Raw genomic sequence first — 15717 nt, forward strand, 5'->3', positions numbered from 1 at the left:
CCCTACATAAATTAAGTTTTGTGACTGTTGGTCAGCGGCCTCTGAAGGCCGCTTTTTTTATTCGCGTTTCAGCCGGTTGGAGTTACACAGCCACAGCGTAATCACCAGAATCAGGATCGCTGCCGAATAGATAAGCACCGCCATGGGCGATTCGTGATCGACAATAATCAGGCGCACAATCGCGGTAATGCCGATATAGACAAAATAGCGCAGCGGAAAGTGAAAGCCCGACTCAAAGTACTTCACAATCAGCGCGATAAATTCAAAATAGAGAAAATAGACCACCAGCCCTTCGACCAGCTTGTACTTACTGACCGGTTCCGGAGTAAACAGGACATGCGCCAGATGGAATGTCTCTTTTCCCAGGAAAACCACCAAAATGAGCCCAAGGCACAGCAGCGCCAGATTCAAAACCGCCTGCATGGCGGTCGCCACAAAATTGACCAACGGACGATAGACCGACGGCATAGGCACACCTCTTATATTCATTATTCCTGCCGATCTGTATAACGCAAAAACGTGATCCAGATCGATATTATTCGTTAACTTTTTGCGTCTATTGCACTAAATGTAACAATCACTTGCCAGACCGGTGGGTTAAAAAGGAAACAGCAATGCTGACAATACGTACGGCGCAACGGGAAGACGCTCCGCTGCTGAGTGAAATGGGGAACGCCAGCTATCGCCACCACTTCGCTCACCTCTGGCATAGTGCCAGCGAGCTGGCGCACTTTCTCCAGCAGGAGTACTCCCTGCCCGCCCTTCAGCGCAGCCTCGCCGATGAACGCTGCTGCTGGCTGATTGTCGAAGACCAGCATCCTGTCGGCTTCGCAAAATACAGCTGCCACCAGCCGATGACGACCGATGGCCCGCACGGCACGTTGCTACATAAGCTCTATTTACTGCCTGCGGAAACAGGACATGGCTACGGTGAGCGGATTTTTAATGCCGTTGCGGCGCGGGCAAAGGCGGCGGGCGATGACTGGCTGTGGTTAGAAGTCCTCGCCAACAATCCTGGCGCCAGGCGTTTTTATGAGCGCTCAGGAATGCAATATGTAAAAGACAGCGTATTCCGCTCCGCTACCCAGATGAGCACACTACATATTCTGGCCAAACCGATCTGAGAGGCACTATGCACACTGTTCGTGAAACCGGCATCCGCAACGTCACCAGCGGCGAAAATGTGGTGATTTATCAACCTGCCAACCTCTATGACTGCACACTTGGCGATAACGTCTTCGTCGGGCCATTCGTCGAAATTCAGGGTCATACGCGCATCGGCGCCGACAGTAAAATCCAGTCTCATACCTTTATCTGCGAATATGTCACGATCGGCGAACGTTGCTTTATCGGCCACGGCGTGATGTTTGCCAACGACATGTTTCGCGAGGGGCGTCCCGATGCTAACCGGGAAAACTGGGGGCGAATTACCATCGGGAACGATGTCTCTATCGGCAGCGGCGCGGCCATTCTGGCGGTCAGCATCTGCGATGGCGTGGTCATTGGCGCAGGAAGCGTGGTCACTAAATCGATAACGGAAAAAGGCGTGTGGGCAGGAAACCCGGCGAAACTGCTGCGGCGGCTATAAGCAAAAATGCCGACCCTGAAGGTCGGCATTGAAATCGGCTTGCCTGTTATGCCCGGATTTGTGCCAGCGGCGGCTGGGGACTTTGCACAGCCGACAACACCGTCCGTAAGCCCGTGTAAACAGAATGCCGCTGGTCGAGTGCAGAAAAGTACATAGCCTGAATCCCCATCGTCCTGACCGGTATTCAGGCACCAGAGACTTATGCGCGCCAGGCTTTGTAACGGTTAATCAGGCCGTTCGTCGAGCTGTCATGGCTGCTGATTTCTTCGCCATCTTTCAGCTCTGGCAGAATGCGGTTTGCCAGCTGTTTGCCTAACTCAACGCCCCACTGGTCGAAGGTGAAGATGTTGAGGATCGCGCCCTGAGTGAAGATCTTATGTTCATACAGCGCAATCAGCGCGCCCAGGCTGAACGGGGTGATTTCGCGCAGCAGGATGGAGTTGGTCGGGCGGTTACCTTCGAACACTTTGAACGGCACCACGTGATCCAGCGTCGCCGGATCTTTACCCTGGTCACGATATTCCTGCTCAACCACTTCACGGGATTTACCGAACGCCAGCGCTTCGGTCTGGGCGAAGAAGTTAGACAGCAGCTTCTGGTGATGATCGGAAAGCGCGTTGTGGGTGATGGACGGCGCGATAAAATCGCACGGTACCATTTTGGTGCCCTGATGGATCAACTGGTAGAACGCGTGCTGACCGTTAGTCCCCGGTTCACCCCAGATGATCGGGCCGGTCTGGTAATCTACGGCGTGGCCGTTACGGTCAACGTATTTACCGTTAGATTCCATGTTGCCCTGCTGGAAGTAGGCGGCAAAGCGGTGCATGTACTGGTCGTACGGCAGAATGGCTTCGGTTTCAGCACCGAAGAAGTTGTTGTACCAGATACCGATCAGCGCCAGCAGCACCGGCAGGTTTTTCTCTGCCGCGGTGGTGGAGAAGTGTTTGTCCATCGCATGCGCGCCGGAGAGCAACTCAACAAAGTTGTCGAAACCCACGGACAGGATGATCGACAGACCAATCGCTGACCACAGCGAGTAGCGACCGCCGACCCAGTCCCAGAACTCGAACATGTTAGCAGTATCGATGCCGAACTCGCCCACCGCTTTGCCATTGGTGGAAAGTGCAGCGAAGTGTTTCGCCACGTGTTTTTCGTCGCCGGCGGTTTTCAGGAACCAGTCGCGCGCGCTGTGGGCGTTGGTCATGGTCTCCTGGGTAGTGAAGGTTTTAGAGGCCACGAGGAACAGCGTGGTTTCCGGGTTCACTTTTTTCAGCACTTCGGCGATATGCGTACCATCGACGTTAGAAACGAAATGCATATTGAGGTGATTTTTGTAAGGGCGCAGCGCTTCGGTCACCATAAACGGGCCAAGGTCAGAGCCACCGATACCGATATTCACCACGTCGGTAATCGCTTTGCCGGTGTAGCCTTTCCAGCTGCCGGAGATGATCGCTTCAGAGAAATGCTTCATCTTTTCAAGAACAGCATTCACTTCCGGCATCACATCTTTGCCATCAACAATAATCGGAGTATTGCTACGGTTGCGCAGGGCAACGTGCAGAACAGCGCGATCTTCAGTGCGGTTGATCTTCTCACCGGAGAACATGGACTTGATCGCCCCTGCCAGATCGGTCTCTTTCGCCAGATCCTGCAGTTTGGTCAGCGTCTCTTCGGTAATGCGGTTTTTTGAAAAATCCACCAGCATCAGATTGTCGAACGTTGCGGAAAACTTAGAAAAACGGTCGCTGTCTTGCGCGAAAAGCTCGCCGATAGTGACATCTTTCATTTCATCAAAGTGTTTCTGTAATGCCTGCCAGGCAGAGGTCTGCGTTGGGTTGATGTTTTTCATTAGCAATACTCTTCTGATTTGAGAATTGTGACTGCGGTCGATTGTAGCGCCGGCGGCAAAAAATTGTGATGATTTTTATGTTATGCCTATGACACGCGTCAGGAATAGGGTCAGATCGGGACAAAAAGCCTCTACCAGTATAGTCATCATAAGGCTTTTTTCTGTTAATACCCCTCGCATGAAAAATCCGCATAACCGCGGCGTTGACATACCTGCTGTGAAACCTTTATATAACTGCACTGCCTGCATATATGCCGGTTTGTATTGCTCGCGCATTTCACGCTACAGCGAAAAAGGTATTGCGGGGGATCAGCACCAGCGTCCCCAGGCAAAGTGAAAGACGTCGGTAATTGCCAGAAGAGGTGCGTTGCCCAGGTAACCGTATTGGAGGAACCAGTCCGGCGAAAATACGTGAGGGGGAGCAACGCCGAGGTGATAAAGCGTCTGGTACGCTCATCACCGGCCACAGGGGCTGAATCCCCTGGGTTGTCACCAGAAACGTTCGCAGTCGGGCGTTTCATACCCAGGAACTGACGCAAGGCGTTGGGGAGCGGGTCTACAAGGTGGAGCACTTCTGGGTGACATCGTAGCTGTTTATTGCTCTGCGCCCACCCTGTTTTTCGCTCTTCCCTTGTGCCATGGCTGAATAATTTGGCCTGGCTTATTAAGACATTTTACTGCTGTAAGTCGGTGCCCGGCCCCACTCAGGAATCGTTTTAATAAGTCAGGCCCCCCTGACACGAGGTTGTTATGACAGATTTAGTTGTAGCCAAATTCGGCGGCACCAGCGTTGCCGATTTCGATGCCATGAATCGCAGCGTGGATGTTGCGCGACTTGATGAGAACACGCGCGTCGTGGTGTTATCGGCCTCTGCGGGTGTGACCAATCTTCTGGTTGCTTTGGCTGAAGGGCTGGAACCCGCGGAGCGTTTTGAAAAGCTCGAATCACTGCGCCAGATTCAATTCAATATCCTGGAGCGTCTGCGCTATCCCAACGTGATTCGCGAAGAGATCGAGCGCCTGCTGGAGAATATCACCACCCTGGCAGAAGCCGCTGCGCTGGCAAGTTCCGCCGCGCTAACTGATGAGCTGGTCAGCCATGGCGAACTGATGTCCACCCTGCTGTTTGTCGAAATTCTCCGCGAGCGCGGTATCGCGTCACAGTGGTTCGATGTGCGTAAAATTATGCGTACCAACGATCGCTTCGGCCGCGCCGAGCCGGACATTGCCGCACTCGCCGAGCTGACTCAGTTGCAGCTGATTCCGCGTCTGGCTGAAGGTCTGGTGGTCACTCAGGGCTTTATCGGCAGCGAAGCCAAAGGCCGTACCACCACCCTGGGCCGCGGCGGCAGCGACTATACCGCCGCACTGCTGGGCGAAGCGCTGAACGCCAGCCGTGTCGATATCTGGACCGATGTCCCAGGTATCTACACTACCGACCCGCGCGTCGCGCCGGCAGCAAAACGCATCGATGTCATCGCCTTTGCCGAAGCGGCAGAAATGGCCACCTTTGGTGCTAAAGTGCTTCATCCGGCCACCCTGTTGCCCGCCGTACGTAGCGATATCCCGGTCTTCGTAGGCTCCAGCAAAGAGCCCACCGCCGGCGGGACGCTGGTGTGTAATAAAACGGAAAATCCGCCGCTGTTCCGGGCGCTGGCCCTGCGCCGTCGCCAGACACTGCTGACGCTGCATAGCCTGAATATGCTGCACTCTCGCGGCTTCCTGGCGGAAGTATTCGGCATCCTCGCGCGCCACAATATTTCCGTGGATCTGATCACCACGTCCGAAGTCAGCGTTGCGTTGACCATGGATACTACCGGTTCGACCTCCGCCACCGATACTCTGCTGACCCAGGCGCTGCTGACCGAGCTCTCTTCCCTGTGCCGCGTAGAAGTGGAGCAGGATCTGGCGCTGGTGGCATTAATCGGTAACGAATTGTCGCGCGCCTGTGGCGTGGGCAAAGAAGTTTTCGGCGTCCTGGAGCCGTTCAATATTCGTATGATTTGCTACGGCGCCTCCAGCCATAACCTCTGCTTCCTGGTGCCAGGCGCGGATGCCGAAAAAGTCGTGCAGAAATTGCATCATAATTTGTTTGAATAATATTTCTTCACGCGATAAATATTACCTATAGCCGGGCTCGAACCCGGCTTTTTTATAACTATATCAACACAACACCCCTCCATCGTTCAGGCGACTGGCCGGTGCGACGATCCTTGATGCACAGCGGCAACGTGCCCGGGGAAACAGACACCGCCTGCGCACGTGTTGCCCGAAAGATGAGGCGTCAATCGCAAGGAAAACAACATGCTCGCTATTCTGACGAGGCTGTTCCCGTTATGGGCGCTGCTGCTCTCTGTTCTGGCTTATTACACCCCGTCGACCTTTACGCCCGTCGGGCCATGGGTGACCACGCTGCTGATGCTCATCATGTTCGGAATGGGGGTGCATCTGAAACTGGACGACTTTAAGCGCGTGCTGTCACGCCCGGCTCCGGTTGCCGCAGGCATTTTTCTTCACTATCTGGTGATGCCCCTCGCCGCCTGGGCTCTGGCGCTGCTGTTCCATATGCCGCCCGAGCTTTCCGCCGGAATGGTGTTGGTCGGGAGCGTCGCCAGTGGGACGGCATCGAACGTGATGATCTATCTCGCGAAAGGCGATGTGGCGCTGTCTGTCACCATCTCATCGGTTTCTACGCTGGTCGGCGTCGTTGCTACGCCGCTGCTGACGCGGCTGTATGTGGATGCGCACATTCAGGTCGATGTTATGGGAATGCTGCTCAGCATCCTGCAGATCGTGGTGATCCCGATTGCGCTGGGGCTGGTGATTCACCATTCGCTGCCCAAAGTGGTGAAAGCGGTTGAGCCTTTTCTGCCTGCCTTCTCAATGATCTGTATCCTGGCGATCATCAGCGCCGTTGTCGCCGGTTCCGCCTCGCATATCGCCTCGGTAGGCCTGGTGGTGATTGTCGCGGTGATCCTGCATAACGTCATCGGTCTGCTCGGCGGCTACTGGGGCGGGCGGCTGTTTGGCTTTGACGAGTCAACCTGTCGGACGCTGGCGATTGAAGTGGGGATGCAAAATTCCGGTCTGGCTGCCGCGCTAGGGAAAATCTACTTCGGCCCACTTGCAGCTCTGCCCGGCGCGCTGTTTTCAGTCTGGCACAACCTGTCAGGTTCGCTGCTGGCGGGCTACTGGTCCGGGAAACCTACGGCGAAAAACGTGAACAAACGCTAATATTCCATCACCCGGGCCAACGGGCCCGGGTATTTTCCCCGTTTGCCCCCTCCACAACGGAGCTAACGCGCTGTCCGTCAGCCCGCGATTACCGTACACTGGGTTATCCGGCAGACTGAGGGCACCCCTATGGCACTTCCCCGCATTACGCAAAAAGAGATGACAGAACGCGAACAACGCGAACTCAAAACGCTGCTTGACCGGGCGCGAATTGCGCACGGTCGACCTCTGACCAATGCCGAGACCAACGCCGTCAAGAAAGAGTACGTCGACAAGCTGATGACGCTGCGTGAAGCCGAAGCAAAAAAAGCCCGCCAGTTAAAGAAAAAGCAGGCCTACAAACCCGATAGCGAAGCCTCATTTTCGTGGTCGGCGAGCACACCGACGCGCGGCAGGCGTTAACGCCCTTTCTTTTTCCGCCCCGGCTGAGTAAAACGTTTTCCGTTAGACGCCGGGCCCCCTTTCTCGTTTTTCTCATTGCGCTTTGCAACTTTCACCACCGGACGTTTGATCCCGGCGGTTTTCGCTTTGGCTTTCGCCTTCGGTTTGGCCTCAGAGGACGAATTCTCAATCAGCTTAAACAGCGCCACCAGCTCATCGTCCGTCAGGTCGCGCCACTCACCAAGCGGCAGTCCCGACAGCCCGACGTTCATGATCCGCGTCCGTTCCAGCTTCGTGACCTCATAGCCAAAGTGCTCGCACATCCGGCGAATCTGCCGGTTCAGGCCCTGAACCAGGGTAATACGGAACACGAACGGCGCTTCCTTCCTGACTTTACACTTCTTCGTCACCGTGCCAAGAATCGGGACGCCAGCGCCCATACCGCGGATAAACTCGTCGGTCACCGGCTTGTCCACCGTCACCAGATACTCTTTCTCGTGATCGTTGCCGGCACGCAGGATCTTATTCACCAGATCGCCGTGGTTGGTCAGAAAGATCAGCCCCTGAGAGTCTTTGTCCAGTCGACCAATCGGGAAGACGCGCTTGCTGTGGTTAACAAAGTCCACAATGTTATCGCGCTCGCTGTCTTCCGTTGTGCTGACAATACCGACCGGTTTATTCAGGGCGATGAAGACCAGATCTTCGGCCTCGCGCGGCTCGATCAATTGACCGTTGACCTTCACGACATCGCCAGGATTAACCTGATCGCCAATGGTCGCACGCTTGCCATTGATAAAAACATTGCCTTGTTCAATGTAGCGATCGGCTTCGCGACGCGAGCAAATTCCGCTTTCACTGATGTATTTATTGAGTCGGGTTGATGAGTCGGGCAGCATAAATTCTCCTGTAAAAGCGAAATATACCTCAGGCCGCGGACAATCAAAAATAATCGCGTCTCCACGACTCGCCGCTAAATGTGATCCGTCACACCTTTCTACACAAAAGTGTTCCACCCCGTGCCGTGCAATTCTGCCCGGCGAAAATAAGCAGAATCAAACCATTAGCTCATCACGCACAAACGTGCCATCTCCAGGCAGGTCAGCAATCAAATGTGCAAAACAAACCGCCATCTTATGGTGATGATATAGCGGAAAATTGCTTTGTCGCTGGCGATAGTTGGGGTTATATCAGATCAAGAGAGCAAGAACACCGTTTGCACAAATGTGCAGGAGCCCAAAGATGGCGATCGAAAATAGCGATGATATCCGCTTAATCGTTAAAGTTGCCCAGCTCTATTATGAGCAGGAGATGACCCAGGCGCAGATTGCCCGTGAGCTGGGTATTTACCGCACCACGATCAGCCGCCTGCTAAAACGCGGTCGTGAGCAGGGTATTGTCACCATCGCCATCAACTACGACTACAACGAAAATCTGTGGCTGGAACAGCAGCTGAAGCAAAAGTTCGCTCTCAAAGAGGCGGTGGTCGCCTCCTGCGAGTCATCACAGGAAGAGGACCAGTTGAGCACTATCGGGCAGCATGGTGCTCAGTTGATTGACCGCCTGCTTGAGCCTGGCGATATTATCGGCTTTTCCTGGGGACGAGCGGTCCGTGCGCTGGTCGAAACGCTCCCGCAGGCCAATCAGTCGCGGCAGGTGATTTGCGTACCGATTATCGGCGGCCCCTCGGGCAAGCTGGAGAGCCGGTATCATGTGAATACGCTGACCTACGGCGCCGCTGCCAGGCTGAAAGCCGAATCGCATCTTGCGGACTTCCCGGCGCTGCTGGAAAACACCTTAATTCGCAACGGTATTATGCAGTCCCAACATTTTAAAACGATTTCATCCTACTGGGAGAATCTCGATGTGGCGCTGGTGGGTATCGGTTCCCCGGCGATTCGCGATGGCGCCAACTGGCATGCGTTTTATGGTAGCGAAGAGAGCGATGATCTTAACGCGCGACACGTCGCCGGCGATATTTGTTCACGCTTTTATGATATCAACGGTATCGCCGTTGAAACCAATATGAATGAAAAAACGCTCTCCATCGATATTGCCAGATTAAAACAGGTGCGTTATTCCGTAGGTATTGCCATCGGCGAAGAAAAGTACAGCGGCATTCTTGGCGCATTGCGCGGAAGTTATATTAACTGTCTGGTGACGAATAGAGAAACCGCAGAGCTATTACTGAAATAAAAAACGTTTCCTTTTGACGCAGCTGACGCTGCGTGGGATCCCTTTACCTGAAAATGAGATGACGATTATGCAAACATGGCTAAATCTGCAAGATAAAATCATTATTGTTACCGGTGGCGCCTCAGGAATTGGTCTGGCAATTGTTGACGAGTTATTAACTCTCGGTGCCAATGTCCAGATGACCGATATTCACGGTGGTGACAAGCATCACCAAAATGACCATTACAGGTTCTGGCCTACGGATATTTCCAGCGCCAACGAGGTAAATCACACCGTCGAGCAGATTATTCAACAATACGGCCGTATCGATGGTCTGGTGAATAATGCCGGGGTGAATTTTCCGCGTCTCCTCGTCGATGAGAAGGCCCCGGCAGGACGCTACGAACTCAATGAAGCCGCCTTTGAAAAGATGGTGAACATCAACCAAAAAGGGGTCTTCTTGATGTCGCAAGCGGTGGCCCGGCAGATGGTGAAACAGCGCGAAGGGGTCATTGTTAACGTCTCGTCGGAAAGCGGGCTGGAAGGCTCTGAAGGTCAGAGCTGCTATGCCGCCACCAAGGCTGCACTGAATAGCTTCACCCGTTCATGGTCCAAAGAGCTGGGGAAACACGGTATCCGCGTCGTGGGCGTTGCGCCAGGCATCCTCGAAAAAACCGGGTTGCGTACGCCGGAATACGAAGAAGCGCTGGCCTGGACGCGCAATATCACCGTCGAGCAGCTGCGCGAGGGCTATAGCAAAAATGCGATTCCGATTGGTCGCTCCGGTCGTCTGAGCGAAGTGGCCGACTATGTCTGCTACCTGCTGTCAGAACGGGCAAGCTACATAACCGGAGTAACCACTAACATCGCCGGCGGCAAAACCCGCGGATAAGGAGTCGATATGGTGAATGTTATTTTCTGCGCCCACGGTCAACTGGCTTGCACCATGCTGGATTCGGTGCGCATGGTCTATGGTGACGTGCAGGCCAGCGCCGTGGCATTTATGCCCGGCGAAAACGCCAGCGACATCGCCACCAGGCTGGATGAGTTAGTAAGCACTCACAACGACAGTGAGTGGCTGATCGCCGTCGATTTACAGTGCGGCAGCCCGTGGAATGCCGCTGCCGGGCTGGCGATGAAAAACCCGCGGCTGCGGGTCATCAGCGGCCTCTCTTTACCGCTGGCGCTGGAACTGGTGGATAACCAGCAGACCCTGACCGCAGACGCCCTGTGTGCACATCTGACGACCATTGCCAGCCAGTGCTGTGTGGTCTGGCGACAGCCGGAAACCATTGAGGAGGATTTTTGATGAACATTACGCTTGCCCGTATTGATGACCGCCTGATCCATGGTCAGGTGACCACCGTGTGGTCAAAAGTCGCCAACGCCCGGCGCATTATTATCTGCAACGACGAGGTCTATGACGATGAGGTACGTCGGACCTTACTCCGCCAGGCCGCGCCTCCGGGCATGAAGGTCAATGTCGTTAACCTCGAAAAAGCGGTCGCCGTTTATCACAACCCGCAATATCAGAACGAGACCGTTTTTTATTTATTTACCAACCCTCAGGATGTTTTAACGATGGTCAAACAGGGGGTCAATATTGCCACCTTAAATATTGGCGGCATGGCCTGGCGACCGGGTAAAAAACAATTAACCAAGGCAGTCTCTTTAGACGACGAGGATATTCAGGCATTTCGTCAACTGGATAAACTGGGCGTAAAACTGGATTTGCGTGTGGTAGCATCAGATCCGTCCATTAATATCCTTGACAAAATAGCCGAGCACACTGCCACAGAATAAAACAGCGCCTGTATTTTGCACATCGTTATTCTGCATGGCACACCCTGGAAATAGACTTAGCACAATCTTTGGTGACAAGTTTAAAAATATAAAAGCCATACCGTGACCGTCAGAGTAATACCGTGTTAATGCCGTAACAGGCAGGGATTTGCATACCCTCAAGGTGACATATTATGGAAATCAGTACCCTACAAATAATCGCCATATTTCTTTTTTCCTGCATTGCCGGAATGGGCAGCGTGCTGGATGAATTTCAGACGCACCGCCCGTTAATTGCCTGCACGGTCATCGGCTTAATTCTCGGTGATTTAAAAACCGGGATTATGCTCGGCGGCACGCTGGAACTGATCGCACTCGGCTGGATGAACGTCGGCGCCGCGCAATCGCCGGATTCGGCGCTGGCCAGCATTATCTCCGCGATTCTGGTTATCGTCGGCCATCAAAGCATTGCCACAGGGATCGCCATCGCGCTGCCGGTGGCCGCAGCAGGCCAGGTGCTCACCGTTTTCGCCCGCACCATCACGGTGGTCTTTCAACACGCAGCGGACAAGGCGGCGGAGGACGCGCGTTTTCGCACTATTGACATGCTGCATATCTCGGCGCTGGGCGTACAGGCGCTCCGCGTCGCGATTCCGGCACTGGTGGTCTCGCTGTTTGTCAGCGCCGACATGGTCAGCAACATGCTGAACGCCATTCCGGAATTTGTCACCCGCGGCCTGCAAATCGCCGGTGGTTTTATTGTGGTGGTGGGCTACGCCATGGTGCTGCGCATGATGGGCGTCAAATACCTGATGCCGTTCTTTTTCCTCGGTTTTCTGGCGGGAGGCTATCTCGATTTCAGCCTGCTGGCCTTCGGCGGCGTGGGCGTCATTATCGCGCTGATTTATATCCAGCTGAACCCGCAATGGCGTAAGGCTGAGGCCCCGAAGGCCTCCGCCTCTTCCGCCGCCCTTGACCAACTTGACGACTGATGGAGCCCGTTATGGAACCGAAAAAACTCACCCAAGGCGACCTGGTTAACATCTTTCTGCGCTCCAACCTGCAGCAGGCCTCCTTCAACTTCGAACGCATTCATGGTCTCGGCTTTTGCTACGACATGATCCCGGCGATCAAGCGTCTCTACCCGCTAAAAGAGGATCAGGTGGCGGCGCTAAAACGCCATCTGGTGTTCTTCAACACCACCCCCGCTGTCTGCGGCCCGGTGCTGGGCGTAACGGCGGCGATGGAAGAAGCACGGGCCAACGGCGCGACCATCGACGATGGGGCGATTAACGGTATCAAAGTTGGCTTGATGGGGCCGTTGGCCGGGGTCGGCGATCCGCTGGTATGGGGCACATTACGTCCGATTACCGCGGCGCTCGGCGCATCGCTGGCGCTCTCGGGGAACCTTCTTGGGCCACTTCTCTTTTTCTTTATTTTCAATGCAGTACGTCTGGCAATGAAATGGTACGGCCTGCAGCTCGGCTTCCGTAAGGGGGTCAATATCGTCAGCGACATGGGCGGCAACCTGCTGCAAAAACTGACCGAAGGGGCCTCCATTTTGGGCCTGTTCGTGATGGGCGTGCTGGTTACCAAATGGACCACCATCCACGTGCCGTTGGTGGTGTCACAAACGCCGGGCGCCAACGGCACCACCGTCACCATGACCGTGCAAAACATCCTCGATCAGCTCTGCCCCGGCTTGCTGGCGCTGGGCCTGACGCTGCTGATGGTGCGCCTGCTCAATAAAAAAGTTAACCCGGTATGGCTGATCTTTGCCCTGTTCGGTCTGGGAATTATCGGTAATGCGCTGGGCTTCTTGTCCTGATTATTCGGCCCCGGTCGCACCGGGGCCACTTCAATAAGCTAACCCCGCAGTAGAAGGGGATGAGGTGGTAAACATGAAAACAACAGCTCTACGCCTTTACGGTAAACGCGACCTGCGTCTGGAAACCTTTGAACTCCCGGAAATGCAGGATGACGAGATCCTGGCCCGCGTGGTCACCGACAGCCTGTGCCTCTCTTCCTGGAAAGAGGCCAACCAGGGGGAAAACCATAAAAAGGTGCCGGACGACGTGGCGGTGAATCCGATTATCATCGGCCATGAATTCTGCGGCGAAATCCTCGCGGTCGGCAAAAAGTGGCAGCATAAATTCCAGGCCGGCCAGCGCTACGTCATTCAGGCCAACCTGCAACTGCCGGATCGTCCCGATTGCCCCGGCTACTCCTTCCCGTGGATTGGTGGCGAAGCCACTCACGTGGTGATCCCGGATGAAGTCATGACGCAAGATTGTCTGCTCACCTGGGAGGGCGATACCTGGTTTGAAGGCTCGCTGGTCGAACCGCTCTCCTGCGTGATTGGCGCATTCAACGCCAACTATCATCTGCAGGAAGGGAGCTATAACCATGTGATGGGCATTCGGCCTGAGGGCCGCACGCTGATCCTCGGCGGTACCGGTCCAATGGGGCTGCTGGCGATCGACTATGCGCTGCATGGGCCGGTGAACCCTTCCCTGCTGGTCGTGACCGACACCAATAAGCCGAAGCTGAGCTACGCCCGCCAGCACTATCCGTCAGAGCCGCAAACGCTGATCCATTACCTCGACGGACACGATGCCGGACGCGAGACACTGATGGCGCTGACCGGCGGTCACGGCTTTGATGATATTTTTGTGTTCGTGCCGAATGAGCAGTTGATTACCATGGCGTCTTCGCTACTGGCCGCGGACGGCTGCCTGAACTTCTTTGCCGGTCCGCAGGATAAGCAGTTCAGCGCGCCGATAAACTTTTACGATGTGCATTATGCCTTTACGCATTACGTCGGTACTTCCGGCGGCAATACTGACGATATGCGTGCCGCCGTCGCGCTGATGCAGGAGAAAAAAGTCCAGGCGGCGAAAATCGTGACCCATATTCTCGGGCTGAATGCGGCTGGCGAAACCACCCTCGATTTGCCGGCCGTCGGCGGCGGTAAAAAGCTGGTGTATACCGAAAAATCGCTTCCCTTGACCCCTCTTGGCGCCATTGCTGACCCTGAGCTGGCAGCAATTATGGAGCGTCATCATGGGATCTGGTCTGCTGAAGCGGAACAGTACCTGCTGTCCCACGCACAGGACATTACGCATGATTAATCGTGAAACACAGCTCTGCATGTCGCTGGCTGGCCGTCCAGGCAACTTCGGCACCCGTTTTCACAACTATCTGTATGGGAAGCTGGGGCTAAATTTTATCTATAAAGCCTTTACCACGCAGGATATCGCCGCGGCGGTGGGAGGAGTACGGGCGCTGGGGATTCGCGGTTGCGCGGTCTCGATGCCGTTTAAAGAGAGCTGTATGCCTTTCCTTGACGCCATCGCCCCTTCGGCCAGGGTGATTGATTCCGTCAATACCATCGTGAACGACAACGGCAGATTGACCGGGCTCAACACCGACTATATCGCGGTGAAGAGCCTGATCGACAGCCACCAGCTGGATACCCGTGCCAGCGTGATGATTCAGGGCAGCGGCGGCATGGGGAAAGCGGTTATCGCCGCCTTTCGCGACGCCGGCTTCCGCGATGTGGTTATCGCCGCCCGCAATCGCGATAGCGGCCTGGCGCTGGCGAAACAGTACGGTTTTCAGTGGCAACCGCAGCCTGAAGGGATCAGGGTCGATATTCTGGTCAATGTCACGCCGCTCGGCATGGCCGGCGGTACGCATAGCGACACTCTGGCGTTCAGCCAGTCGATGGTTGGGCAGGCTCAGGTGGTGTTTGACGTGGTGGCCCTGCCGCCGGAAACACCGCTGATTCGTCTGGCGCAGAAGCTGGATAAGCAGATCATCAGCGGCGCCGAGGTGATTGCACTGCAGGCGGTGGAACAATTCGTGCTTTATACCGGCGTACGTCCGGATGCCGATCTGGTCAACGAGGCAGCGGCATTCGCGTGGGCGGGGTAAGCCTGAGCGCCAGGGAGGGCGCTCTTTCCCCGGTTTCTGACTCCTTCTCATCCTCTTCTTGCCTCCCCTTAACCGCTCCCCCTTTTCTCACTCACCACCGCGGTAAGAGCTCCGATGTCGCGCCGCCACCTTGCGACATCATGAACCATATCAGCGAGCTTGTGGGCAACCGGTGGTAGGATCGCCTGCGACTCTGTAACCTGGCTAAATGGAGAAAAGATGGAACTGCTGTTATTGAGTAACTCGTCGCTGCCTGGCAAAGCCTGGCTGGAACATGCGCTGCCGCTGATTGCCGGACAGCTAAACGGACGCCGTTCCGCGGTGTTTATCCCCTTTGCCGGAGTGACGCAAACGTGGGATGACTACACGGCCAAAGCCGCCGCGGTGCTCGCCCCGCTCGGCGTTTCCGTTACCGGTATTCACCGTATCGCCGACCCCGTGGCAACCATTGCCGCCGCAGAAGTGGTGATAGTGGGCGGCGGCAATACTTTTCAGCTGCTGAAGGAGTGCCGCGAGCGCGGGCTTCTGGTACCCGTGGTGGACGTGGTGAAGCGTGGCGCGCTGTACATCGGCTGGAGCGCGGGCGCAAACCTCGCCTGCCCGACCATCCGCACCACCAACGATATGCCGATTGTCGATCCGCAGGGTTTTGACGCGCTGGGGCTGTTCCCGCTGCAGATTAACCCACACTTTACCAACGCGCTGCCGCAAGGACATCAGGGCGAAACCCGTGAGCAGCGCATTCGTGAACTGCTGGTCGTGGCTCCGGAGCTGA

The 15717-nt window shown here is 55.4% G+C and carries 17 protein-coding genes and 1 riboswitch; of the genes, 14 read left to right on the plus strand and 3 right to left on the minus strand.

From position 1 onward, the window contains the following. Positions 1 to 57: 57 nt before the first annotated feature. Positions 58 to 468 (minus strand): phosphate-starvation-inducible protein PsiE, encoded by a 411-nt coding sequence (gene psiE, locus ACZAHD_RS16685; RefSeq protein WP_462457778.1) that lies wholly within the window; start codon positions 466 to 468, stop codon positions 58 to 60. 146 nt (positions 469 to 614) lie between these two features. Here psiE and ACZAHD_RS16690 point away from each other — a divergent pair, with 146 nt between their 5' ends. Both ACZAHD_RS16690 and ACZAHD_RS16695 read left to right on the plus strand, forming a co-directional pair. Then, the gene (locus ACZAHD_RS16690; protein ID WP_462457762.1) at positions 615 to 1124 is read left to right on the plus strand and encodes an N-acetyltransferase family protein; all 510 of its coding nucleotides are present in this window, start codon (positions 615 to 617) and stop codon (positions 1122 to 1124) included. Between the two features lie 8 nt (positions 1125 to 1132). After that, complete coding sequence (locus ACZAHD_RS16695) at positions 1133 to 1588, plus strand: acyltransferase (RefSeq protein WP_462457763.1); 456 nt, start codon at positions 1133 to 1135, stop codon at positions 1586 to 1588. A 199-nt stretch (positions 1589 to 1787) separates the two neighbouring features. Here ACZAHD_RS16695 and pgi read toward each other — a convergent pair whose 3' ends face one another. After that, entirely contained in the window at positions 1788 to 3437 is a 1650-nt protein-coding gene (pgi, locus tag ACZAHD_RS16700) for a glucose-6-phosphate isomerase (RefSeq protein WP_462457764.1), read from the minus strand. Between the two features lie 349 nt (positions 3438 to 3786). Then, positions 3787 to 4019: riboswitch (Lysine riboswitch) on the plus strand. A gap of 168 nt (positions 4020 to 4187) precedes the next feature. On the opposite strand from pgi, the gene lysC reads away from it, so the two are divergent. The 3 genes from lysC to ACZAHD_RS16715 all read left to right on the plus strand — a co-directional run bounded on the left by lysC (position 4188) and on the right by ACZAHD_RS16715 (position 7073). After that, positions 4188 to 5537 carry a lysine-sensitive aspartokinase 3 gene (lysC, locus tag ACZAHD_RS16705; RefSeq protein ID WP_462457765.1) on the plus strand — a complete coding sequence of 450 codons (1350 nt, stop codon included), beginning with the start codon at positions 4188 to 4190 and terminating at the stop codon, positions 5535 to 5537. A gap of 204 nt (positions 5538 to 5741) precedes the next feature. Continuing rightward, complete coding sequence (panS, locus tag ACZAHD_RS16710) at positions 5742 to 6671, plus strand: ketopantoate/pantoate/pantothenate transporter PanS (RefSeq protein WP_462457766.1); 930 nt, start codon at positions 5742 to 5744, stop codon at positions 6669 to 6671. 129 nt (positions 6672 to 6800) lie between these two features. After that, the gene (locus tag ACZAHD_RS16715; RefSeq protein ID WP_462457767.1) at positions 6801 to 7073 is read left to right on the plus strand and encodes a YjbD family protein; all 273 of its coding nucleotides are present in this window, start codon (positions 6801 to 6803) and stop codon (positions 7071 to 7073) included. Here ACZAHD_RS16715 and rluF read toward each other — a convergent pair. Beyond that, positions 7070 to 7948 carry a 23S rRNA pseudouridine(2604) synthase RluF gene (gene rluF / locus ACZAHD_RS16720; RefSeq protein WP_462457768.1) on the minus strand — a complete coding sequence of 293 codons (879 nt, stop codon included), beginning with the start codon at positions 7946 to 7948 and terminating at the stop codon, positions 7070 to 7072. The two genes, ACZAHD_RS16715 and rluF, sit on opposite strands and share 4 nt — an antisense overlap. Before the next feature lie 343 nt (positions 7949 to 8291). On the opposite strand from rluF, the gene ACZAHD_RS16725 reads away from it, so the two are divergent. The 9 genes from ACZAHD_RS16725 to pepE form a co-directional block, all read left to right on the plus strand. After that, positions 8292 to 9245 (plus strand): sugar-binding transcriptional regulator, encoded by a 954-nt coding sequence (locus ACZAHD_RS16725; RefSeq protein WP_462457769.1) that lies wholly within the window; start codon positions 8292 to 8294, stop codon positions 9243 to 9245. A gap of 67 nt (positions 9246 to 9312) precedes the next feature. Continuing rightward, complete coding sequence (locus tag ACZAHD_RS16730; RefSeq protein WP_462457770.1) at positions 9313 to 10116, plus strand: SDR family oxidoreductase; 804 nt, start codon at positions 9313 to 9315, stop codon at positions 10114 to 10116. Between the two features lie 9 nt (positions 10117 to 10125). After that, positions 10126 to 10533, plus strand: coding sequence for a mannose/fructose/sorbose PTS transporter subunit IIA (locus ACZAHD_RS16735; RefSeq protein WP_462457771.1), 408 nt, complete (start codon positions 10126 to 10128; stop codon positions 10531 to 10533). After that, on the plus strand, positions 10533 to 11027 hold the full coding sequence (locus ACZAHD_RS16740; RefSeq protein ID WP_462457772.1) for a mannose/fructose/sorbose PTS transporter subunit IIB: 495 nt from the start codon (positions 10533 to 10535) through the stop codon (positions 11025 to 11027). The genes ACZAHD_RS16735 and ACZAHD_RS16740 overlap by 1 nt, the downstream gene beginning before the upstream one ends. A gap of 173 nt (positions 11028 to 11200) precedes the next feature. After that, on the plus strand, positions 11201 to 11998 hold the full coding sequence (locus ACZAHD_RS16745) for a PTS mannose/fructose/sorbose transporter subunit IIC (protein ID WP_462457773.1): 798 nt from the start codon (positions 11201 to 11203) through the stop codon (positions 11996 to 11998). A gap of 11 nt (positions 11999 to 12009) precedes the next feature. Then, positions 12010 to 12834, plus strand: a complete 825-nt coding sequence (locus ACZAHD_RS16750; protein ID WP_462457774.1) for a PTS system mannose/fructose/sorbose family transporter subunit IID — start codon at positions 12010 to 12012, stop codon at positions 12832 to 12834. A 73-nt stretch (positions 12835 to 12907) separates the two neighbouring features. After that, the gene (sorE, locus tag ACZAHD_RS16755) at positions 12908 to 14137 is read left to right on the plus strand and encodes an L-sorbose 1-phosphate reductase (RefSeq protein ID WP_462457775.1); all 1230 of its coding nucleotides are present in this window, start codon (positions 12908 to 12910) and stop codon (positions 14135 to 14137) included. Continuing rightward, the gene (locus ACZAHD_RS16760; protein WP_462457776.1) at positions 14130 to 14942 is read left to right on the plus strand and encodes a shikimate 5-dehydrogenase; all 813 of its coding nucleotides are present in this window, start codon (positions 14130 to 14132) and stop codon (positions 14940 to 14942) included. Before sorE ends, ACZAHD_RS16760 begins: the two co-directional genes overlap by 8 nt. Before the next feature lie 219 nt (positions 14943 to 15161). Continuing rightward, a partial coding sequence (gene pepE, locus ACZAHD_RS16765; RefSeq protein WP_462457777.1) for a dipeptidase PepE occupies positions 15162 to 15717 on the plus strand: 556 nt, incomplete at its 3' end.

The organism is Raoultella sp. (genome assembly GCF_039594335.1).
Classification (GTDB): domain Bacteria; phylum Pseudomonadota; class Gammaproteobacteria; order Enterobacterales; family Enterobacteriaceae; genus Klebsiella.